Raw genomic sequence first — 21,994 nt, 5'->3', positions numbered from 1 at the left:
TTAAGGAACTCGGCAAAATGCCCCCGTAACTTCGGGAGAAGGGGGGCCATCACTGGTGATCCGATTTACTCGGTGAGCTGGGGGTGGCCGCAGAGACCAGCGAGAAGCGACTGTTTACTAAAAACACAGGTCCGTGCGAAGCCGTAAGGCGATGTATACGGACTGACGCCTGCCCGGTGCTGGAACGTTAAGGGGACCGGTTAGCTGACTTTCGGGTCGGCGAAGCTGAGAACTTAAGCGCCAGTAAACGGCGGTGGTAACTATAACCATCCTAAGGTAGCGAAATTCCTTGTCGGGTAAGTTCCGACCTGCACGAATGGCGTAACGACTTCTCGACTGTCTCAACCATAGGCCCGGTGAAATTGCACTACGAGTAAAGATGCTCGTTTCGCGCAGCAGGACGGAAAGACCCCGGGACCTTTACTACAGTTTGATATTGGTGTTCGGTTCGGCTTGTGTAGGATAGGTGGGAGACTTTGAAGCGGCCACGCCAGTGGTTGTGGAGTCGCCGTTGAAATACCACTCTGGTCGTGCTGGATGTCTAACCTCGGTCCGTGATCCGGATCAGGGACAGTGTCTGATGGGTAGTTTAACTGGGGCGGTTGCCTCCTAAAGAGTAACGGAGGCGCCCAAAGGTTCCCTCAGCCTGGTTGGCAATCAGGTGTTGAGTGTAAGTGCACAAGGGAGCTTGACTGTGAGACCGACGGGTCGAGCAGGGACGAAAGTCGGGACTAGTGATCCGGCAGTGGCTTGTGGAAGCGCTGTCGCTCAACGGATAAAAGGTACCCCGGGGATAACAGGCTGATCTTCCCCAAGAGTCCATATCGACGGGATGGTTTGGCACCTCGATGTCGGCTCGTCGCATCCTGGGGCTGGAGTCGGTCCCAAGGGTTGGGCTGTTCGCCCATTAAAGCGGTACGCGAGCTGGGTTTAGAACGTCGTGAGACAGTTCGGTCCCTATCCGCTGTGCGCGTAGGAATATTGAGAAGGGCTGTCCCTAGTACGAGAGGACCGGGACGGACGAACCTCTGGTGTGCCAGTTGTCCTGCCAAGGGCATGGCTGGTTGGCTACGTTCGGAAAGGATAACCGCTGAAAGCATCTAAGCGGGAAGCCTGCTTCGAGATGAGTATTCCCACCCCCTTTGAGGGGTTAAGGCTCCCAGTAGACGACTGGGTTGATAGGCCAGATGTGGAAGCCCGGTAACGGGTGGAGCTGACTGGTACTAATAGGCCGAGGGCTTGTCCTCAGTTGCTCGCGTCCACTGTGTTGGTTCTGAAATAACAACCGCCGTGTTTTCATCCGGTTGGTTAATTTCATAGTGTTTCGGTGGTCATTGCGTTAGGGAAACGCCCGGTTACATTCCGAACCCGGAAGCTAAGCCTTTCAGCGCCGATGGTACTGCAGGGGGGACCCTGTGGGAGAGTAGGACGCCGCCGAACAATTTTTCCGGGAGACCCCCGTGCCTTGTGGCACGGGGGTTTTCTGCGTTCTGAGCGTCTAGGCTCGAACCATGCGCTACGAACTGGTCATCTTCGACAACGACGGCGTGCTCGTCGACAGTGAGCCGATCTCCAACACGATCCTCGCCGCGTACCTCACGGAGCTCGGTCACCCCACCACGTACGAGGAATCCCTCCGCGACTACATGGGGTCCGCCGTGCACCGGGTGCACGATCTGGTCCTGGAGCGTACGGGCGGGAAATTGCCCGACGACTTCGAGACGACGCTCAACGCCCGCCTGTTCGCCGCCTTCCAGGAAGAACTCGTCGTCGTCCCCGGAGTCGAAGGCGTGCTGGAGGCGCTCGTCGCGGAGGGAGTGGACTACTGCGTGGCCTCCTCCAGCAGTCACGAGCGGATTCGCGTCAGCCTGCAGAAGGCCGGCCTCGACCAGTGGTTCGAGGAGGAGTGGATTTTCAGCGCGGAGGACGTCGGCCGCGGGAAGCCGGCGCCGGACCTGTTCCTCCACGCGGCGCGCTCGATGGGCGTCGCCCCCGAGCGGTGCGTCGTGATCGAGGACAGCCCGCTCGGCGTCGAAGCGGCGCGGGCGGCGGGGATGGACGTCTACGGCTTCACCTCGATGATGCCGGCCGACCGGCTCACCGGAGTGACCGGGCACTTCTCGGACATGGCCCAACTCGCCACATTGCTCGCCTGATCCGTCTACCCACGGGTAGATCTGGGCCCTACGCTCCCGCCATGACAGAAGCGCGGTTGCGGTACGGCAGGGGTTCGTTGGCGTTCAGCTTCTTCGTGCAAGGGGTGACCTTCGCACTGCTGGTGACGCGTATCCCCGCCATCCAGGACCAGTACGGGATATCCGACGGGCTGCTGCCCGTCTTTCTGGCCGCCGTGCCGATCCTCGCCGGGGTCGGCAGCGTGGTCACCGAGAAGGTGGTCGCGCGGGTGCGGCCCGGGACCGTCCTGCGTGGGGCCCAGCCCTTCGTCATGCTGGCCCTGCTCGGGGTCGGCGCGGGCGACGCGGTGTGGCACGCGGCCGTCGCGCTCGCTCTCTTCGGGCTCTCCGTGGGAGCGCTCGACGCTTCCATGAACATGATGGGCGTCAGCCTCCAGCGGGCCTACGGCCGCAGCATCATGCTCGGCTTCCACGCGGTGTTCAGTCTCGGCGGGATCGTCGGGGCCTCGCTCTCCTGGGCCGGTGCGCACGGGGACCTCTCCCTCCTCGTCTCGTATCTGCCGGCGGTGGCCGTCCTGCTGCCCGCCGCGCTGATCGGCAGCCGCTGGTACACGGAGGGCGGGGCGAAGGGCGAAGAGGCCGAGGACGCCGGCGGGGCCGCGGCGGCGTCCGTGTCCTTCCGGCTGCTGCTGCCGCTCTGCCTGGTGATGTGCTTCGCGTACATAGGGGACTCGACGGTCTCCAACTGGAGCGCCAAGTACCTCCAGGACGTGCTGGGGAGTTCGGAGCAGCTGTCGACGGTCCCGTACAACGTGTACATGGTGACGACGCTGCTGGGGCGGGCCGTGGGGGACTACGGGGTGCGGCGGATCGGGGCGGCGGCCGTGGTGCGGCTGGGTTCGGTGGTGGCGGCCGTCGGGTTCGGGGTGGTGGCGGTGGCGCCGGGCGCGTGGGCCGGGATGGCCGGGTTCACTCTGCTCGGGTTCGGGCTCTGTGTGATCGTGCCGCAGACCTTCGCCGCCGCCGGGCGGCTGTTCCCCGGTGCCAGTGACGTCGCGGTGGCCCGGCTGAACATCTTCAACTACGTCGGGTTCCTGGTCGGTTCGCCGCTGGTGGGCGCGCTCGGCGATGCGTGGAACTACCGCGGCGCGATGCTGGTGCCGATGGTCCTGGTGCTGGTGACGCTCGTGTACGCCCGGTCGTTCGGCGGGGGCGGCGCCCGATACGGTGGCGGGCATGAGCGGGCGCGCACGGTTGATGTGGGATGACGCGGTAACGGGATACGACTTCGGGCGTGGCCATCCGATGGACCCGGTCCGGCTGGCACTGACGATGGGGCTGGTACGGGCGTTCGGGCTGGACGGGGCCGTGGACGTGCGGTCGGCGAAGACCGCGGGCGACTCCACCCTGCGGCTGGTGCACCGGCCGGACTACGTGGCGGCGGTACGGGCCGCCTCGGCCGATCCCCTCGCCGCCGACCAGGATTACGGTCTCGGTACCACCGACGATCCCGCCTTCGCGGGGATGCACGAGGTCTCCGCGCTCATCGCCGGGCTCTCCGTGGGCGCCGCCGAGGCCGTGTGGCGGGGCGAGAGCGACCACGCGGTGAACTTCACCGGCGGCCTGCACCACGCGATGCCCGGGGCCGCAGCGGGGTTCTGCGTCTACAACGATCCGGCGCTCGCCATCGCCCGGCTGCTGGAGCTGGGCGCCGAGCGCGTCGCCTACGTGGACGTGGACGTGCACCACGGCGACGGGGTCCAGGCGGCTTTCTGGGACGATCCCCGGGTACTGACCGTGTCGCTGCACGAGCACCCGCGCGCGCTCTTCCCGCACACCGGCTTCCCGCAGGAGACCGGCGGCCCGGCGGGCGAGGGCGGGGCGGTCAACGTGGCGCTGCCGCCCGGGACCGGCGACGCGGGCTGGCTGCGGGCCTTCCACGCGGTGGTGCCGGAGCTGATCGCCGACTTCCGTCCCCAGGTGCTGGTCAGCCAGCACGGTACGGACACCCACTTCGACGACCCCCTCGCCCATCTGGCGGTCACGCTGGACGCGCAGCGGGCCGTGATGGAGGCGTGCCACGAACTGGCGCACGCGCACGCCGAGGGCGGGCGGTGGGTGGCGCTGGGCGGCGGCGGGTACGCGGTCGTCGACGTCGTGCCGCGCTCCTGGACCCACCTCGTGGGGATCGCGGCGCACCGGCCGGTCGACCCGGAATCGGTGATCCCGGCTTCCTGGCGGGACGAGGTGCACGCCCGCACCGGGCAGCCGGGCCCCCAGCGGATGACGGACGGCCGCACCCCCCACTGGCAGTCCTGGGAGTCCGGTTACGACCCGGTGGACCGGCTCGACCAGGCGGTACTGGCGACGCGTCGTGCCGCGTATCCGTTGCGCGGACTGCTTGCCTGAAAGATGCGCGAAAGTACGGCGGCTGACGGGGCGTCGGGCGGCGTCGGCCCGGGGGCCGGTTGTTCGTTACGCCAACGGTGGTGCGGCTCGCGGGTTTTGGTGTCCGCGGGACGCTCGTGCGGAAGCATGGCAAGGGTGTTGAGCACCGGGGCGCTGCGCGCCCACCTGCTGGCGGCCCGGTTGGCGGGGCCCGTCGCCACCTCGCGCGAGAACAGCCTGCGCAGCTACCGGCTCTTCGCCGCCGGAGACCCGCGGGTGACCCTGGGGGTCCGCCCGGAGGGGGTCTGGGGCGCGGGGGAGGTCCTCGGGCTGATGGCCGAGAGGTGCGGGGTGTCGGCTGATCCCGGGCGCGTGACGGGCGGGGACACGATCGACCCGGAGCGCACCCTCGCGCGGCTGGACGCGTTCGCCGCGCGGCTCGCCGAGGCGGCCGCGCGGCGCGCACCGGTCCTGTTCGGTACGGGCCACCCCGAGCGGCTGATCGGCTTCTACGCAGGGCTGGCAGACGCCCTGTCGGCGGCCGGCTGTACGGTCCTCACTCCCGCGCGGGGCCGTCGTGTCGACATAACGACTCGATTCGGCGTACGTCCGTACAGGCTCGATTACGTACGCGGGGTCGCGCTCGTGCGGGAGCCCGGTGCACGCGGCACGAACGGGGGAGCCGGGGCGCACACCCACTCCCCGCTGCCCGTGCGGGCCGTGCTGGAGAGCGCCGCGGCCGAGTCCGGCGGGCTGCCCCGGCTGGTGATCGGTGACCACGGATGGGCCTGCGGTGCAGGTCAACTGGGCATCGAGGCCATGGGGCCGGCCGATGTGAACGACCCGGCGCTCTTCGTCGGCGAGGCGGAGGGGCGGGTCTCGGTCGCGGTGCCCCTGGACGACGCCGTGGCGGCGGAGCACTACCTGCCGGTGACGCGCTATGTGCTCAATCGGGCCCGTCTGTCACAGTAGGCGCCCGATCGCCTCACCTCTTCCCCACTCGCATCACCCGCCCCTAATCTGGGCAGTGAGCGCACAACGACGAAGAGTCACCGGAGGGGAAGCCGGTGCGCGTCGCCTGCGGAAGGTACAGGTGGGTCATGGCTGCTGGCAGCGAGAGACCTCTGAACGAGGTCAAGTTTCTGACCGTGGCGGAAGTCGCCTCGGTCATGAGAGTGTCGAAGATGACCGTGTACCGCTTGGTGCACAGCGGTCATCTGCCGGCGATCCGGGTGGGCAGGTCCTTCCGGGTGCCGGAGCAAGCGGTTCACGAGTACCTCCGAGAATCCTTTGTGGGGGTCGAGTCGGCCTGACGTCTTTCCCTCGGATTACGTCCCTCACCAAGTGACGGGTAGGCTAGGCCGACGTAGGTCGTGTGGGCCCAGACGCCCCGCACCAGGATGAGAAGTGAGCGAGGGTAGTCGTGGGCTCTGTTATCAAGAAGCGGCGCAAGCGGATGGCCAAGAAGAAGCACCGCAAGCTGCTCAAGCGCACGCGCGTTCAGCGTCGCAACAAGAAGTAAGCGAACGCAGTTCGTGCCTCCGCAGCCCCTCCGCCGTCATGGCGGAGGGGCTGCGGTATTTTCCCGCCGCGGTTTTCCCGGTGCCGCCCGTGGTGCCTCTCTCGGGGCCGCTTCCGGTGCGCTCCGGGTGCGGTTTCTCCGGCGCCGGTCGAGGTCCTGGACGCGACGAGTTCGTCAAACCCCGCTCCGGGGAACCCGCAGGGAAACATCCACCCGCTACGGTGACCGGCAGGGGACGGCCCTTTCCGCGGGCGTCCCGCCTCGCGGACCGACGGAAGGCGCTGATCTTGGGGAAGGTCGTGCTCGTCACAGGAGCGGCTCGGCAGCTGGGAGGCCGCTTCGTACGGCGCGTCCAGCGCGACCCCGGTGTGGACCGGGTGATCGCCGTCGACGCGACCGAGCCCGGGCACCGGCTGGGCGACGCGGTGTTCGTGCGCGCCGACATCCGGCAGCCCGCCATCGCACGGGTGCTCGCGGAACACTCCGTGGACACCGTGGTCCACCTGAACGTCTCCGGCAAGGCGCTCGGCGCGGCCGGCCGGACGGCGATCAAGGAAACCAACGTCATCGGCACCATGCAGCTCCTCGGTGCCTGCCAGAAGTCGCCCACCGTCCAGCGCCTGGTGGTGAAGTCCACCACCAGCGTCTACGGCTCCGCCCCGCGCGACCCGGCCGTCTTCACCGAGACGACCCCGCCGAAGTCGCTGCCGAGCGGCGGCTTCGCCAAGGACGCGGTGGAGGTCGAGGGGTACGTGCGCGGCTTCGCCCGCCGCCGCCCGGACGTCGCGGTCTGCGTCCTGCGCTTCGCCAACATCCTCGGCCCGATGCCGGACTCGCCGCTCGCGGACTACCTCGCGCTGCCCGTACTCCCCACCGTCCTCGGGTACGACCCCCGGCTCCAGTTCGTCCACGAGGACGACGTGATCGACGTGCTGGGGATCGCGGCGGGCGAACCCCGGCGGTCCACCCTCAACAGCGGCACCTTCAACATCGCCGGCGACGGGGTGCTGCTGCTCTCGCAGTGCGCGCGCCGCCTCGGGAGGCCCACGGTCCCGGTGCTGCTGCCCGCCGTCACCTGGGTCGGCTCCGCGCTCCGCGCGGTCGGCATGACGGACTTCTCGCCGGAGCAGATCCGGCTGCTCACCCACGGCAGGGTGGTCTCCACCACCCAGATGTACGAGACGCTGGGCTTCCGCCCCAGGTTCACCACGGCCGGGACCTTCGCGGAGTACGCCCGCAGCCGCGGCCCCGGGCTGCTGCCGCCGGAGGTGGTCGGCCGCGCGGTCGACCACCTCGCGGCGCTGCCGCTCGCCGGTCCGGCGCGCCGTACCCCGCCGGCCGACCCGACGACGGCCCGTACGACGACGCAGACGACGCACGGCGCCAGGTAGAGGAGCGCATCGACGATGGCGGACGCCAAGGTCATTCCGTTCGACGAGGACCGGCCCCGGGGAGGCGCGGGCGGATCACGTTCCGCGCGGCGCCGGACCGGTACGGGCCCCGGCGCGCCGGCCGGGCGGCCCGAGGGCACCGCCGCGCCCGTGAGCGCCCTGCCGGGCGCCCAGGTGCCCGGACAGGGCCGCGCGGGCGCGGGGCCGCCCCAGGACGCGCGCGAGCCCCACGAGGGGGCGGGGGCGGCAACCCCCGGGACGCAGGAGGCGCACGAGGCGGAGGAGACCCACGGGAGCCCGGCGCGCGCCGACTGGGACCGGCGGATCGCCGGCGGACTGGCCTTCCTGCGGCGGCGGGTGACCGGTGATTACGAGGTGGACGAGTTCGGCTACGACGAGGAGCTGACCGACCAGGTCCTGATGTCGCTGCTGCGCCCCCTCGCGGACAAGTACTTCCGCGTCGAGGTGAAGGGGATCGAGAACATCCCCGCGGACGGCGGCGCGCTCGTCGTCGCCAACCACTCCGGGACCCTGCCGCTCGACGGGCTGATGCTCCAGGTCGCCGTGCACGACCACCACCCGGCCGAGCGCCACCTGCGGCTGCTCGCCGCCGACCTCGTCTTCCGGCTGCCGGTCGTCAACGAACTGGCCCGGAAGGCCGGTCACACCCTGGCCTGCGCGGAGGACGCGCAGCGACTGCTCGAACTCGGCGAGATCGTCGGCGTGATGCCGGAGGGCTTCAAGGGACTCGGCAAGCCCTTCGGAGACCGGTACAAGCTCCAGCGCTTCGGCCGGGGCGGGTTCGTGTCCACCGCGCTGCGGGCCGGGGTACCGATCGTGCCCTGCTCGATCGTGGGCGCCGAGGAGATCTACCCCATGCTCGGCAACGCGAAGACCGTCGCGCGGCTGCTGGGCTTCCCGTACTTCCCCGTCACCCCGACCTTCCCCTGGCTCGGCCCGCTCGGCATGGTGCCGCTGCCGACGAAGTGGACCATCCAGTTCGGCGAGCCCATCCCGACCGACGGCTACCCGCCCGAAGCGGCGGAGGACCCGATGCTGATGTTCAACCTCACCGACCAGGTACGCGAACAGATCCAGCACACGCTCTACAAACTGCTGGTGCAGCGCCGCTCGGTGTTCTTCTGACCGCAGCCCGAAGCAGACCGAGCGGGCGGACGTCCGGTGTCGATCCGGATGCCCGCCCCCTGAGGGCCGTCCCGCAATTCCTGGCGGGTGCGCGACGACAGCTACGGCACCTGGCGGCGTTGTCGGACCGCCCGAGTACATCCCGTACTCGGGCGGTCCTCCGCCTTGCGACGCACCGCCCCGGACACCGCCCGCTGACCCGACGCGCATGGTCAGACACGGCCGGCGCCGTACGGATGGCCTCTACTCGCCCGCGTCCTCCGCGCTGATGCCCAGGCCGGGGAGGAGGCCGGGCAGGAGCGGCGGCAGGGTGACGTCCGGCGTGCCGGAGCTGTCGGAACCGCCCGAGCCCTCCGCGTCGCCCGAGCCCGAGGGCGTGCCGCCGTCGTCCGTCGGCAGGCCGTCCAGGAGACCGTCCGTACCGCCGAGGAGGCCGTCCCCGGACTCCGGGGACGCCGAGCCCGAGGGCGAGGGAGAGCCGCCCTCGGCGGACGAGGCCGCGGAGGAGGGCGCCGACGACGGCGCCGCGGACGGGGCGGTCCGCGAGGAGCCGCCTCCTCCCTGCGGTACCCCGGACCGCTGCGTGGTGCCCCCGCCGTTCTTGTCCGGGGTACGCGGCAACAGCGATTCCAGCGGTGCGACCTCTTCGTCTATGGCCGCCAGCACCGAGCTGACCTTGTCCCCGACGTCGGTGAGCTGGACGGGAAGCCGGTCGCGCAGGCTGCTCCAGCTGTCACGGTGCGAACGGGAGAACGAGTCCAGGGTCTGGATGGGACCGAGGGTGCCCTCGCGTTCGTACGCGGCGTGGAGCAGCCGGTGCCCCTCGGAGGCGTCGTGCGACATCCCGCTGAGGGCACGCCGGATCTCGCCGAGCGACTCGTGGTCCAGGTGGCCGGACCGGCCGCGCTCCATCAGGCGGCGCGCTTCGCTGAGCCGGGTCGAGGCCTGGTCGAGGAAGGCCTCGCCCCGGTCGGTGTCGCTGTCGGCCATGGAGCGCTGGATGTCCTCCATGCCCCGCTTGAGGCCGTACAGCGAGTCACCGGGGAGGGCGTCGGAGCTGGCGGCGGCGACACCGCCGAACGCGCCCGCCGCCACACCCACGGTCAGTCCGCCGGCCGTGAGCCCCTTCGCCCAGCGGGAACGGGGCCGGAGCTTGCGGAGCGGGGAGGCCCGGTGGGCTCCCCTGGGGCGTTGCTCGGGCACCGTAGGGCCCGTGGACGCGCCACCCTCCGCGAACATCGCCTCCATGGCGGCGACGAGCTGTGCTCGCTGCACCACTTTGACTTCGGGATCGAACTGCGGCGACGGCAGTTCACCGAGGCCGTTCGCCAGGGCCAACAGTGCTCCGTGGTCGGCCTGTTCGGCCGGTTCCTCGGGCTGTACGGCCGCCGCACCCTGGGGCGACTGCTCCTCCAGGGCCTGGGCGAAGGCGTTCGCCCGCCGGTGTGCCGAAACGTTTGCGATCACTGGCGGCACCTCCTCTCGTCATGACGGTCGACTCCCCTGAGGGTCCGGAAGGTTGTACACCCGGAGTCGATGCCACTCGATGGGGTGAGTGGCGCCGGTCGAGGTGTAGCTACAGGGGGCCTGCGTCCGGCACAACGAGCGGCGCGGCACTTGGGTTACGGACGAAAGATGATCGGACCAGTGCGTCATGAACGCGACACACTGGGCGACAGGGCTGTGCCCTGCCGGCGGCGGCCTACGGCGGGCCGCGTCAGCGGGCGTCGTCCGGCAGCAGGCGGGCGAGCGTGCGGACGGCCCGGTACTGGAGGGTCTTGATCGCGCCCTCGTTCTTGCCCATCACCCGGGCCGTCTCGGCGACCGAGAGCCCTTGCAGGAACCGGAGCGTCACGCACTCCTGCTGCTGCGGGTTGAGGCGTCGCACGGCCTGGAGCAGCGCGGCGTTGGAGAGGGACTCCAGGACGGAGTCCTCGGGGGAGCGCTCGACCTCGTTGGCGTCGAGCATCTCGCCGGTGGTCACCTCCAGCCGGAAACGGCTGGACTTGAAGTGGTCGGCGACGAGGTTGCGCGCGATGGTGACCAGCCAGGCGCCGAAGTCGCGGCCCTGCCAGGTGAACGTGGAGATGCGGCGCAGCGCGCGGAGGAAGGTCTCGCTGGTGAGGTCCTCCGCCGTGGCCTTCCCACCCACGCGGTAGTAGATGTACCGGTACACGGTGTCGCTGTACTGGTCGTAGAGGCGGCCGAACGCGTCGGCCTCGCCGGCCTGCGCGCGCTCGACGAGGTCCATCATGCGGGCGCTGTCGCTGTCGGCGGTGGGACGGCGGACGGCCGTCGTGGCCGGCGTGGACGAGGCCGACGACGACGCGGAGGATGCGGTCGAGGCGGCGCGGTTGCTGCGTCTTCCGACCACCGCACCGCGTTCCGCCAGGGCATGGCAAGGGGCGGCAGGTGCGGGTGCAGGGGTGGCGAGCGCGGGTACGGCGTACGCGGTGGGGACGAAGCCGCGCAAGCGGTCGAGGACCGTTGCACGCAGCGTAGCCAGGCCCGAGGCGTCAACCCCGACGTGTGGGTACACGGGACTCCCAGAGGCAGAGCTTCCATCACGAGCAGTTCGAAATCCGTCACCTTTTACCTGGGGTGGCGGGCTCCGTCATGCGTTTGAGGAGAATAACGCTTCGTACAGGCGGCGCTACACCGAGTTGCTAAAATCACCGGTTGCGCCAGATTCCGTACCGCTCGGTGACTACTTTGATCGCAGATGGTGACCGGTTATTGATCGAATTGCTTCGGGATCTGTCTCTGCTCGGTACCGGTTGTGGTCGGTCGCCGCCCCTCGGCAGCCGCCGGGGCTGGGCGGCGCGGGGCTTTCGCGGCCTTCCCGCAGGAGGTCGCGCGGGCGTGTGGACCCGGCCGCGGCCGTGCGGGGGCGCGGGTCGACGGAGGGGGAGCGTGCGGCGCACAAGGGCGCGCGGGCGGAGTGTTCGGAGGGCCGCGCGAAGGCGCACAGATGTCCGTGTCGGGGTAGAGCGGCCGGGAGGTCGCGCGTCCGTACGGATGTGCAGGCGCACGAACGCCCGCACGCACCGGCGTTCGGCGGGGCGAACGACGGGTGAGCGCGGGCGGAGACGGGCGGTGACGGGCGTGGCCGGGAGGCGGGGCGGGCGGAGGTGGGCCGACCCGCTCGCCGCCGGGGCGGCGAAGTCGGGTCAGCGGCGGCGGCGGTGCAGCGCGACGGCGGCGACGGTGCCGCCGGCCAGCGCTCCGACCCCGGCAGCGGCCGGGAGGGCGACCTGCGCGGCCTTGCGGCCGGTGCGGTAGTCCCGCAGTCGCCAGTCGTGGGCGCGGGCGTGCTTGCGGAGCTTGGCGTCGGGGTTGATCGCGTAGGGATGGCCGACCAGCGAGAGCATCGGGATGTCGTTGTGCGAGTCGCTGTACGCGGCGCAGCGCCCGAGGTCCAGGCCTTCGCCCGCCGCCAGGGCGCGCACCGCCTCTGCCTTCGCGGGGCCGTGCAGCGGTTCGCCGACCAGGCGCCCGGTGTAGACGCCGTCGACGGACTCGGCGACCGTGCCGAGCGCGCCGGTGAGGCCGAGCCGGCGGGCGATGATCGTGGCGGTCTCCACCGGAGCGGCGGTGACCAGCCAGACCTTCTGGCCCGCGTCGAGGTGCGCCTGGGCCAGTGCCCGGGTGCCCGGCCAGATGCGGTCGGCCATGTACTCGTCGTAGATCTCCTCGCCGATGGACATCAGCTCGGAGACGCGGTGCCCCTTGACGATGGAGAGGGCGCTGTCGCGGGCGTCCTGCATGTGTTCCGGGTCTTCCACGCCGGCCAGCCGGAACCACGCCTGCTGCCAGGCGAACCGGGTCAGCTCGCGGCGCTGGAAGAACTTCCGTTTGTAGAGTCCCCGGCCGAAGTGGAAGAGCGCGGCGCCCTGCATGACGGTGTTGTCGAGGTCGAAGAACGCGGCGGCGCGGTCGTCGCCGGCCACCGGGAACGCGGGTTCCCCGGGCTCGCCCTCGCCCGGTTTCGCTTCGAGGAGAGTGTCGCCGTCCCCGTCCAGCGTCGCCTTGCGGGCGGCCTCGGCCGCCGCCTCGCCCGCCAGCACGCTCCGTGCCGTGGCGGGGCGCCTGCGAGGTGTGAGCCATCCAAGAGAGGCCATGCGGCGAGCATAACCATTTCGCCGGGCACTTCCCGTCCCGCCGGGTGCCGGGGACGTGAACTCTGCGGTACCCACTCGTTGAGCCGATGCGCGGGGCGGTGTCCCGGCGGTGGCGCGTACGCGTCCGGGCCACCGGAACGCGGTGCGCGACGGGGTGCCGGAGCCGGGAGCGGCGGGCGGAGAATGGGGGCATGAGTGCCCTGCTGCGTCGTACGAAGAAGAAGCCCGCCGACCGGGTCGTCACGCTGCTCCAGAAGCCCGGCTGTCATCTCTGCGAGGACGCGAGGGCGGTGGTGGAGGCGGTGTGCGCGGAGACCGGCTCGGTGGTGGAGGAGAAGGACATCACCCAGGACGAGGCGCTGTACGCGCGGTACTGGGAGCAGATCCCGGTGGTGCTGATCGACGGGGAGCAGCACACCTTCTGGCGGGTGGACCCGCAGAGGCTCCGTACGGCGCTGGGCCGCGGCTGACGAGGCGCGGACGCGGCACTGGGTGCCTGAGTCAACGATTTTCGCGTACCATCATGGGCGTTTTGAGTGGTCTCGGGGGCTTGATCATGAGGAGTGTGTTCGGTTTTGCCCCCTTCGAGCCCGCAACGGGTTGATGCGATCCGTGGTTCCGGGATCAGGCGGCGAATTCGCGTGACCCCGGTCACTTTGACCGGACAAAACGGACACAATCTTTGTGCACGTGTTCACAAAGACATAGCCTGCATTCGACGGGGCGGTCTTGGGACATACGGCCGCCTACAGCCCCGCTCATCCCGCAGGAGCACCGTGGCAACTGGCCGAACTCACCGACCGGCGACCCGAAGCCGAGGAATTCCCGAGGCCACTGTCGCCCGACTCCCCCTGTATCTGCGCGCACTGACCGCGCTGTCCGAGCGTTCCGTACCGACGGTCTCGTCCGAGGAACTCGCCACGGCCGCGGGGGTCAATTCCGCGAAGCTCCGCAAGGACTTCAGCTACCTGGGGTCCTACGGCACCCGGGGTGTCGGCTACGACGTCGAGTACCTCGTCTACCAGATCTCCCGTGAGCTCGGCCTCACCCAGGACTGGCCGGTCGCCATCGTCGGCATCGGAAACCTCGGCGCCGCTCTCGCCAACTACGGCGGGTTCGCCTCCCGCGGCTTCCGGGTCGCCGCGCTGATCGACGCGGACCCCGCGATGGCCGGTACGCCGGTCGCCGGGATTCCCGTCCAGCACACCGACGACATGGACCGCATCCTCACCGAAAACGGTGTGTCCATCGGCGTGATCACCACCCCGCCCGGCGCGGCCCAGCAGGTCTGCGACCGTCTCGTGGCCGCCGGTGTCACCTCGATCCTGAACTTCGCGCCGACCGTCCTCTCCGTCCCCGAGGGCGTCGACGTGCGCAAGGTCGACCTCTCCATCGAGCTCCAGATCCTCGCGTTCCACGAGCAGCGCAAGGCCGGCGAGGACGGCACCGCGGACGAGACCGACGAGGCCGCGCCGCCTATGCGCGCGACCCCCGTGAACCGGAAGGGACCCGACGGGGACGTGCCCGCCGTGATGCCGGCATGAGCCTTCTCGTCGTCGGACTGAGTCACCGCAGTGCCCCCGTCTCCGTGCTGGAGCGGGCCTCGCTCGCCCAGGACGCCCAGGTCAAGCTGTTGCAGGACACCCTCGCCGCGGAGCCCGCGGCCGAGGCCACCGTGCTGGCCACCTGCAACCGCATCGAGCTCTACGCCGACGTGGACAAGTTCCACGCGGGTGTCGCCGAGCTGTCGACGCTGCTCGCGCAGCACAGCCAGGTCGGGCTGGACGAGCTCACTCCCCATCTCTACGTGCACTACGAGGACCGTGCCGTCCACCACCTCCTCTCGGTGGCCTGCGGGCTGGACTCGATGGTCGTGGGCGAGGGGCAGATCCTCGGCCAGATCAAGGACGCGCTCGCCCTGGGGCAGGAGCTCCACACCGCGGGCCGGCTGCTGAACGACCTCTTCCAGCAGGCCCTGCGGGTCGGCAAGCGTGCCCACAGCGAGACGGGGATCGACCGCGCCGGACAGTCGCTGGTCACCTTCGGCCTGGAGCAGCTCGCCGCCGGACAGGACGTCGACGCCTGGGCCCGGGGCAAGCGCGCCCTGGTCATCGGGGCCGGTTCGATGTCCTCGCTGGCCGCCGCGACACTGGCCCGTACCGGGGTCGGCGAGATCGTCGTCGCCAACCGGACCCGGGCCCGCGCCGACCGTCTCGTGGAGATCCTCGGCCAGGCGTCCGGGCCGGAACTGCGTGCCCGCGCCGTGGAGATGAGCACCGTCACGGACGAGCTGACACGTGCCGACATCGTGGTGTCCTGCACCGGTTCCACCGGTCTGGTGCTGACCGCCGGGGCGATCGCGAAGGCCGTCGGCGCGGAGTACGACGCCGCGGCCGTCCCGGCGCCGAAGACCGGGTCCGCCGCGCCCGTGGACGCGCTGGACCAGCACGCCGCCTGGGTGGAGAACGGCTCGTCCGCTCCGGAGGACCACGACGCGCTCGGCACGGGTGCGAACGCGCGGGCGACCGCGCCGCGTCGCACCATCCCCGCGCAGAACAACGGACCCGTGCGGCTCGCGATCCTCGACCTCGCGATGCCGAGGGACGTGGACGGCGGGGCGCACCGCGTCGACGGCGTACGCCTCGTCGACATCGAGTCGCTCGCCGAGGCGTCCGCGGACGCCCCGATGGCCGCCGACGTCGACCGGGTGCGGGGCATCGTCTCCGCCGAGGTGGCCGCCTTCGGCGCCGCCCAGCGCGCCGCGCACATCACCCCGACCGTCGTCGCCCTGCGCACGATGGCCGCCGACGTGGTGGCCGGCGAGATCGCCCGGCTCGACGGGCGGCTGCCCGACCTCGACGAGAAACAGCGCGCGGAGATCACGCAGACCGTGCGCCGTGTCGTCGACAAGCTCCTGCACGCGCCGACCGTGCGGGTCAAGCAGCTGGCGAGCGAGCCCGGCGGCGCCGGGTACGCGGACGCGCTGCGAGAACTCTTCGACCTCGACCCGCAGACGGTGGCCGCCGTCTCCCGGGCAGACCTGAACGACCCGAATAGAGGGCGGTCATGACCGACAGCTCACCCCAGGGTGGGACCGACAACACGCCGCTGCGGCTCGGCACCCGGCGCAGCAAACTCGCCATGGCCCAGTCGGGCCTGGTCGCCGAGGCGGTCAGCGAGGTGACCGGGCGCGCCGTCGAACTGGTGGAGATCACCACGTACGGCGACGTCTCCCGCGAGGACCTGGCGCAGATCGGCGGCACCGGCGTGTTCGTCGCCGCGCTGCGCGAGGCGCTGCTGCGGGGCGAGGTGGACTTCGCGGTCCACAGCCTCAAGGACCTGCCCACGGCACAGCCCGAGGGACTGGTGCTGGCCGCCGTGCCGCTCCGCGAGGACCCGCGCGACGTGCTGGTGGCGCGCGACGGGCTGACCTTCGAGGAGCTGCCGCCCGGTGCCCGGGTGGGTACGGGTTCGCCGCGCCGCATGGCGCAGCTGAACGCGTACGCCCGGTCGCACGGCCTCTCCATAGAGACCGTGCCGATCCGCGGCAACGTGGACACGCGCATCGGATTCGTCCGCGACGGCGTGCTGGACGCGGTGGTTCTCGCCGCGGCCGGTCTCAGCCGTCTCGGCCGGACGGACGAGGTGACCGACTTCCTGTCGCCCGACACCGTCCTGCCCGCTCCCGGTCAGGGAGCACTGGCGATCGAGTGCGCCGCTTCGAGCGCCGACCTCGCCGCCGCGCTCGCGGAGCTCGACGACCCGTACACCCGGGTCGCCGTCGCCGCCGAGCGATCCCTGCTCGCCGCCCTGGAGGCCGGCTGCTCCGCACCCGTGGGTGCGTTGGCCGACCTCCTGGTCGACGGTCAGGCTGTCAACGAACTGCGCCTGCGCGGTGTCGTCGGTTCCCCCGACGGTTCCTCGCTGGTTCAGCTGTCCACTACCGGTCCCGTTCCCACGTCGCAGGACGACGCGGCGGCCCTCGGTCGCGAACTCGCGTCGGAGATGCTCGCCAAGGGTGCGGCCGGTCTTATGGGGGAGCGAGCACTTTGAGCCCCACCGGCCCCGCCGTGTCCGACTTTCCGCTGCTGTCCGCACAGGGACACGTCACCTTCCTCGGCGCCGGTCCCGGCGATCCGGGTCTGCTGACGCTGCGCGCCGTCGAGGCGCTCGCGAGCGCGGACGTTCTTGTCGCAGAGCCCGAGGTGCTCGACGTCGTGCGCACGCATGCGCGGGCAGGCGTGAGCACCCCTGAGCTGACCGTCGTTGACTCCGCGTCAACAGCCGCCGGAGTGCCTGTACTCAGGGACGCGGCCAATATTGTCATGGAGGCCGCGAAGGGCGGCAGGCGGGTCGTCCGTGCTGTCGCCGGTGACCCGGGACTGGACGGTGGCGCGGGGGCGGAGATGCTCGCGTGCGCCGCCGCCGGGGTGCCCTTCGAGGTCGTCCCGGGTGTCGCGAACGTCGTCGGCGTGCCCGCGTACGCCGGTGTGCCGCTGCGCGACGCGCAGGGTACGGACGTGCGCTTCGTGGACGCCCGTACCGCGACCGACCGCTGCTGGAGCGAGGTCGGCGCGAGCGATTCGACCGCAGTCGTCTCGACCACCCTGGACTCCGTCGCGGCGGCGGCGGGCGAGCTGGTCTCGGCGGGCCGCAAGCCCGACACGCCGCTGACCGTCACGGTCGCCGGCACCACCACGCGTCAGCGGACGTGGACGGCGACGCTGGGCACCATCGCGCAGCTCTTCAAGCAGACGAAGGTGCTCCCGTCGCCGGACGGCCACCAGCCGGTCATAGCCGTGGTCGGGGACCGTACCTCCGCGGCCCAGCGCGACCAGCTCGCGTGGTTCGAGTCCAAGCAGCTCTTCGGCTGGAAGGTGCTCGTCCCGCGGACGAAGGAGCAGGCGGCCTCGCTCTCCGACCAGCTGCGCTCCTACGGCGCGGTGCCGCACGAGGTGCCGACGATCGCGGTCGAGCCGCCGCGTACGCCCCAGCAGATGGAGCGTGCGGTCAAGGGCCTGGTCACCGGCCGGTACGAGTGGATCGCGTTCACCTCGGTGAACGCGGTGAAGGCCGTACGGGAGAAGTTCGAGGAGTACGGGCTCGACGCCCGTGCCTTCGCCGGGATCAAGGTCGCGGCCGTGGGCGAGCAGACCGCCGCTTCGCTGGTCGATTTCGGTGTGAAGCCGGACCTGGTGCCCTCGGGCGAGCAGTCCGCCGCGGGTCTCCTGGAGGACTGGCCGCCGTACGACCCGGTCTTCGACCCGATCGACCGTGTCTTCCTGCCGCGCGCCGACATCGCCACCGAGACCCTGGTGGCGGGTCTGATCGACCTGGGCTGGGAGGTCGACGACGTGACCGCGTACCGCACGGTCCGCGCGTCGCCGCCGCCGGCGGACACCCGGGAGGCGATCAAGGGCGGCGGTTTCGACGCGGTGCTCTTCACCTCGTCCTCGACCGTCCGCAACCTGGTCGGCATCGCGGGCAAGCCGCACAACGTGACGGTCATCGCCTGCATCGGCCCGGCCACCGCGAAGACCGCCGAGGAGCACGGCCTGCGGGTCGACGTCCTCGCGCCGGAGCCCTCGGTGCACAAGCTGGCCGAGGCGCTGGCGGAGTTCGGCGCGCGGCGCCGGGACGCGGCCAAGGAGGCCGGCGACCCGGTGACCCGCCCGAGCGAGCGGCGTCCGGGCGCGCGGCGGAGGCGTACGACGACCTGACGGGTCGGCGCGGACGTGACCGGGCCCGGCGGCTCCCCTCGGGGGGCTGCCGGGCCCTTTCCACGGGCGGGGGAGCGGCCCGGGTTTCCCGGCAGGGGTGTCGGTAAGAGCCCGGTGTGGGCGGGTCTATGGTCAAAGGATGACTGCGTACGGAAACTTCCCCGGCTCCCGCCCCCGGCGGCTGCGGACGACCCCGACGATGCGACGGATGGTCGCCGAGACCCGCCTCCACCCCGCGAACCTGATCCTGCCCGCGTTCGTCCGCGAGGGCATCGACGCGCCGGTGGAGATCTCGGCGATGCCGGGCGTGCGGCAGCACACCCTGGACACCCTGCGGAAGGCCGCTGCCGACGCGGTGGCGTCCGGGGTCTCCGGGATCATGCTCTTCGGAGTGCCGGCCGACGAGAAGAAGGACGCCCGGGGCACGGCGGGGACGGACCCGGACGGCATCCTCCAGCAGGGCCTGCGCGCGGTGCGCTCCGAGGTCGGCGACGACCTCGTCGTCATGTCGGACCTCTGTCTGGACGAGTACACCGACCACGGCCACTGCGGTGTGCTGACCGAGGACGGCCGCGTCGACAACGACGCGACCCTGGAGCGGTACGCGGAGATGGCCCAGGTCCAGGCCGACGCGGGCGCCCACACGGTCGGCCCCAGCGGCATGATGGACGGTCAGATCGGCGTGATCCGGGACGCGTTGGACCAGACCGGGCACGAGGACGTGTCGATCCTCGCGTACACCGCGAAGTACTCCTCGGCGTTCTACGGCCCCTTCCGGGAGGCCGTCGGCTCCTCGCTCCGGGGCGACCGCAAGACGTACCAGCAGGACCCGGCGAACATCCGCGAGTCCCTGCGCGAGCTGGCGCTCGACCTCGAAGAGGGCGCCGACATGGTGATGGTCAAGCCGGCGGGGCCGTACCTCGACATCCTCGCCAAGGTCGCCGACTCCGTGAACGTGCCGGTCGCGGCGTACCAGATCAGCGGCGAGTACGCGATGATCGAGGCCGCCGCCGAGAAGGGCTGGATCGACCGCGACGCGGCGATCATGGAGAGCCTGACGGGCATCCGGCGTGCGGGTGCGCAGATGATCCTGACCTACTGGGCGACCGAGGTCGCGCAGCGGCTGGGCGGGCGTTCGGTGTAGTACGCGGTGCGCCGGGGGTCGGGGCCCGGGGGTCGGGGCCGGGGTCGGCTTAACGGGGTTGCCGCCCATGCCCGCCCCTTGGGACGATCCCCCGGTGAACCAGTTCTCGTGCTCCTCCACCTGTCCCGGTCACGGGGGTCCCCGCGACCCGGCGGACCCCGTGCCGGCCGAGCCCGGCCGGTGGCCGGAGCTGGAGGCGGCGCTCGCGGTGGTCAACCGCGACGTGCGGGCGACCCTGCCGGGCCAGGAACCGCTGGTACTGGTGAGCGTCCCCTCGTCCGAGCCGCCGTCCCCGGCCTCCACCGGTGGCGAACAGGTCTACGTGGCGATGCCGGACGGAAGTTGGCAGGGCAACGCGGTCAACGCGTGGGAACCGGACGAGGATTACCCACCGGAGCCGGACGACCCGGACACATTTCTCGCCGTGGTCGCGGAGGCCGCGCAGGAGACCCTGATGGAACTCCTTCGGCGGGTATGGCCCGTCTGCCCGGCCCACGGGACCGGCACGCACACCTACCCTCCGGAGAGCGCCGACGGCGAGCGCCCGGGCGAAGCGGACCTGTCGGGCCCACCGGCGTGGTGGTGCGGGGGCGGGCGCGGCGGCCGGTGGCACAAGGTCGCCACGGTGGGGGAGCTGGCCGCGGCCGTCTCCACCTGACCGGTTCGCAGGTCCTCGGGCCCGCCCGTCGGTCCCGTCAGCCTTGCGGGTCCCGTCCCGCCCCGTCCCGCCCCGTCGGTCCCGTCAGCCCCGCGGGTCCCAGAGTCCGCCGGCGGCGCCGCGTGCGAGGTGGTCGGAGTAGATGCCGACCTTCCGGGCGATGACGGAATGGCACTCCTCCAGCGCCCGGATCCGGGCCTCGACGCGCTTCTGATGGGCGTTGAGGAGCTGGAGGCGGTCCGCTTCGTTGCCCGGCCCGTCCTGTACGAGCCCGGCGAACCGCTTGAGCTCGGCGAGGGGCATTCCCGACTCCCGCAGTCGCACGCAGATCAGCAGCCATTCCAGGTCCGCGGTGGTGTAGCGGCGCCGGCCGCCCGTGTTCCGCCGGACCGGTGCGATCAGCAGGCCCTCGCGCTCGTACAGGCGCAGTGCGTGCACGCTGAGACCGGTCCGCTCGGCCACCTCGCCGATGCTCAGCTGCTCCGCGCGGGTCTGCTCCGCGCGGGTCTCGGGAGACGTCATCCCCGCACTCTAAGGCGTCCTGCGATTCCTGGCGGGTGACGACAACCACGGCATCTCGCCGCGTTGCCGGAAGTCCGGTGGTCCAAGGGCCTCCGCCCACCGAGGCACCGCCCGTGACGCCGCACCACGATCCACCACGCATCGCGGGACGGCGGCAGGGCTTGATCTAGACCCCGCTCCAGCTCGTAGCGTTCTCGGTATGACCACCCAAGACCAGCAGCCGCTCGGCTCGCCCTTCTCCGCCGCCAGTACCGCCGAGGACGTCATGGCCGGTGTCGATCTCTCCGGGAAGACCGCCGTCGTGACCGGGGGCTACTCCGGTCTCGGTCTGGAGACCACCCGGGCTCTCGCGGCCGCCGGGGCCCGGGTGATCGTTCCCGCACGGCGGCCCGGCATCGCCGCCGCCGCCCTCGACGACGTGAAGGGCTGCGAGGTCTTCCCCATGGACCTGACGGACCTCGACAGCGTGCGGGAGGCCGCCGCGCGCATCACCGCCTCCGTGACCCGGCTCGACCTCCTGATGGCGGTGGCCGGCGTCATGGCCACCCCCGAACGGCGCGTCGGGCCGGGCTGGGAAGGCCAGTTGGCCGCCAACCACTTCGGGCACTTCACTCTCGCCTGCGAGCTCTACCCGCTCCTCGCCGCCGCCGGTGGCGCGCGCATCGTCGTCAACAGTTCCAGCGGGCACGCCCTGACCGGCTTCCGTCGGCACGACCCGCACTTCCGTACCGGATACGACAAGTGGCTGGCCTACGGCCAGTCGAAGACCGCCAACGTGCTGTTCGCCGTACACCTCGACACCCTTGGACGTGACGACGGCGTCCGTACGTTCGCTCTCCACCCCGGAAAGATCATCACCGGGCTGCAGCGGGATATGACGCTCCAGGAGCAGATCGATCGAGGCTGGGTGGACGAGCGACGGAACGTCGTGGGGCCCGACTTCAAGACTCCCTCGCAGGGCGCCGCCACCGGTCTCTGGGCCGCCACGTCCCCACTCCTCGAAGGCCGGGGCGGGCTCTACCTCGAAGACTGTGACATCGCGCACGCCCGGACCCCGGACTCCACGGACGAAGACGGTGTCCGTGACCACGCCGTCGATCCCGAAGCGGCCGAACGGCTCTGGGAGTTGTCCATGGCGGCGACCGGCGCCACCCCGGTCGGCAGGTGACCCCGCAGGCCGGGGGCCGGGCGGCCTCCGGCCTGCGGGGCGGGGCGCCCCCGTACCCCGGGGGCCGGGGAGCCGGCCG

At 71.0% G+C, this 21,994-nt stretch carries 20 protein-coding genes and 2 rRNA genes (1 of these 22 cut by a window edge); 18 read left to right on the top strand and 4 right to left on the bottom strand.

All coding sequences use genetic code 11. The features are described from left to right. From OHT52_RS12045 to OHT52_RS12000, 10 genes are all read left to right on the top strand, one after another. Positions 1 to 1,247: ribosomal RNA gene (locus OHT52_RS12045) — 23S ribosomal RNA — on the top strand (it extends 1,879 nt beyond the left edge of the window). 76 nt (positions 1,248 to 1,323) lie between these two features. Next, positions 1,324 to 1,440: ribosomal RNA gene (gene rrf / locus OHT52_RS12040) — 5S ribosomal RNA — on the top strand. 71 nt (positions 1,441 to 1,511) lie between these two features. Continuing rightward, the gene (locus OHT52_RS12035; protein WP_328720142.1) at positions 1,512 to 2,156 is read left to right on the top strand and encodes an HAD family hydrolase; all 645 of its coding nucleotides are present in this window, start codon (positions 1,512 to 1,514) and stop codon (positions 2,154 to 2,156) included. 41 nt (positions 2,157 to 2,197) lie between these two features. Beyond that, entirely contained in the window at positions 2,198 to 3,403 is a 1,206-nt protein-coding gene (locus OHT52_RS12030; RefSeq protein ID WP_328720141.1) for an MFS transporter, read from the top strand. Beyond that, on the top strand, positions 3,372 to 4,544 hold the full coding sequence (locus tag OHT52_RS12025) for an acetoin utilization protein AcuC (RefSeq protein WP_328720140.1): 1,173 nt from the start codon (positions 3,372 to 3,374) through the stop codon (positions 4,542 to 4,544). The genes OHT52_RS12030 and OHT52_RS12025 overlap by 32 nt, the downstream gene beginning before the upstream one ends. Before the next feature lie 135 nt (positions 4,545 to 4,679). After that, positions 4,680 to 5,495, top strand: coding sequence for a phosphatase (locus OHT52_RS12020; protein ID WP_328720139.1), 816 nt, complete (start codon positions 4,680 to 4,682; stop codon positions 5,493 to 5,495). 128 nt (positions 5,496 to 5,623) lie between these two features. After that, complete coding sequence (locus OHT52_RS12015) at positions 5,624 to 5,836, top strand: helix-turn-helix domain-containing protein (RefSeq protein WP_014046653.1); 213 nt, start codon at positions 5,624 to 5,626, stop codon at positions 5,834 to 5,836. 110 nt (positions 5,837 to 5,946) lie between these two features. Continuing rightward, the gene (locus OHT52_RS12010; RefSeq protein ID WP_003948845.1) at positions 5,947 to 6,045 is read left to right on the top strand and encodes a 30S ribosomal protein bS22; all 99 of its coding nucleotides are present in this window, start codon (positions 5,947 to 5,949) and stop codon (positions 6,043 to 6,045) included. A gap of 287 nt (positions 6,046 to 6,332) precedes the next feature. Next, positions 6,333 to 7,436 (top strand): NAD-dependent epimerase/dehydratase family protein, encoded by a 1,104-nt coding sequence (locus OHT52_RS12005; protein ID WP_328720138.1) that lies wholly within the window; start codon positions 6,333 to 6,335, stop codon positions 7,434 to 7,436. A 15-nt stretch (positions 7,437 to 7,451) separates the two neighbouring features. Beyond that, entirely contained in the window at positions 7,452 to 8,582 is a 1,131-nt protein-coding gene (locus OHT52_RS12000) for a lysophospholipid acyltransferase family protein (protein WP_328720137.1), read from the top strand. Positions 8,583 to 8,825: 243 nt separating this feature from the next. Here the strand turns inward: OHT52_RS12000 and OHT52_RS11995 are convergent, their stop codons facing one another. The 3 genes from OHT52_RS11995 to OHT52_RS11985 form a co-directional block, all read right to left on the bottom strand. After that, positions 8,826 to 10,049, bottom strand: coding sequence for a DUF5667 domain-containing protein (locus OHT52_RS11995; RefSeq protein ID WP_328720136.1), 1,224 nt, complete (start codon positions 10,047 to 10,049; stop codon positions 8,826 to 8,828). Between the two features lie 250 nt (positions 10,050 to 10,299). Next, positions 10,300 to 11,121 (bottom strand): ECF subfamily RNA polymerase sigma factor, BldN family, encoded by an 822-nt coding sequence (locus OHT52_RS11990; protein ID WP_328720135.1) that lies wholly within the window; start codon positions 11,119 to 11,121, stop codon positions 10,300 to 10,302. Positions 11,122 to 11,752: 631 nt separating this feature from the next. Next, positions 11,753 to 12,703 (bottom strand): HAD family hydrolase, encoded by a 951-nt coding sequence (locus OHT52_RS11985; protein WP_328720134.1) that lies wholly within the window; start codon positions 12,701 to 12,703, stop codon positions 11,753 to 11,755. Positions 12,704 to 12,894: 191 nt separating this feature from the next. On the opposite strand from OHT52_RS11985, the gene OHT52_RS11980 reads away from it, so the two are divergent. The 7 genes from OHT52_RS11980 (at position 12,895) to OHT52_RS11950 (ending at position 20,225) form a co-directional block, all read left to right on the top strand. Further along, positions 12,895 to 13,173 carry a glutaredoxin family protein gene (locus OHT52_RS11980; protein WP_328720133.1) on the top strand — a complete coding sequence of 93 codons (279 nt, stop codon included), beginning with the start codon at positions 12,895 to 12,897 and terminating at the stop codon, positions 13,171 to 13,173. A gap of 306 nt (positions 13,174 to 13,479) precedes the next feature. Next, positions 13,480 to 14,247, top strand: coding sequence for a redox-sensing transcriptional repressor Rex (locus OHT52_RS11975; RefSeq protein ID WP_328720132.1), 768 nt, complete (start codon positions 13,480 to 13,482; stop codon positions 14,245 to 14,247). Beyond that, positions 14,244 to 15,773 (top strand): glutamyl-tRNA reductase, encoded by a 1,530-nt coding sequence (locus OHT52_RS11970; RefSeq protein WP_328720131.1) that lies wholly within the window; start codon positions 14,244 to 14,246, stop codon positions 15,771 to 15,773. Before OHT52_RS11975 ends, OHT52_RS11970 begins: the two co-directional genes overlap by 4 nt. Then, entirely contained in the window at positions 15,770 to 16,756 is a 987-nt protein-coding gene (hemC, locus tag OHT52_RS11965; RefSeq protein WP_328720130.1) for a hydroxymethylbilane synthase, read from the top strand. Before OHT52_RS11970 ends, hemC begins: the two co-directional genes overlap by 4 nt. Then, positions 16,753 to 18,423 carry a bifunctional uroporphyrinogen-III C-methyltransferase/uroporphyrinogen-III synthase gene (locus tag OHT52_RS11960; RefSeq protein WP_328720129.1) on the top strand — a complete coding sequence of 557 codons (1,671 nt, stop codon included), beginning with the start codon at positions 16,753 to 16,755 and terminating at the stop codon, positions 18,421 to 18,423. The genes hemC and OHT52_RS11960 overlap by 4 nt, the downstream gene beginning before the upstream one ends. Positions 18,424 to 18,562: 139 nt before the next feature. Further along, a complete protein-coding gene (gene hemB, locus OHT52_RS11955; protein WP_328720128.1) occupies positions 18,563 to 19,567 on the top strand; it encodes a porphobilinogen synthase in 1,005 nt (334 codons plus the stop codon). Positions 19,568 to 19,661: 94 nt separating this feature from the next. After that, complete coding sequence (locus OHT52_RS11950; RefSeq protein ID WP_328720127.1) at positions 19,662 to 20,225, top strand: hypothetical protein; 564 nt, start codon at positions 19,662 to 19,664, stop codon at positions 20,223 to 20,225. A gap of 84 nt (positions 20,226 to 20,309) precedes the next feature. Here OHT52_RS11950 and OHT52_RS11945 read toward each other — a convergent pair whose 3' ends face one another. Beyond that, a complete protein-coding gene (locus tag OHT52_RS11945) occupies positions 20,310 to 20,747 on the bottom strand; it encodes a MerR family transcriptional regulator (protein ID WP_328720126.1) in 438 nt (145 codons plus the stop codon). A gap of 199 nt (positions 20,748 to 20,946) precedes the next feature. On the opposite strand from OHT52_RS11945, the gene OHT52_RS11940 reads away from it, so the two are divergent. Continuing rightward, positions 20,947 to 21,915, top strand: coding sequence for an SDR family NAD(P)-dependent oxidoreductase (locus tag OHT52_RS11940; protein WP_328720125.1), 969 nt, complete (start codon positions 20,947 to 20,949; stop codon positions 21,913 to 21,915). Positions 21,916 to 21,994 lie beyond the last annotated feature (79 nt).

It is taken from the genome of Streptomyces sp. NBC_00247, from assembly GCF_036188265.1.
GTDB lineage: Bacteria > Actinomycetota > Actinomycetes > Streptomycetales > Streptomycetaceae > Streptomyces.
This window is presented reverse-complemented; position numbering and strand designations above follow the sequence as displayed.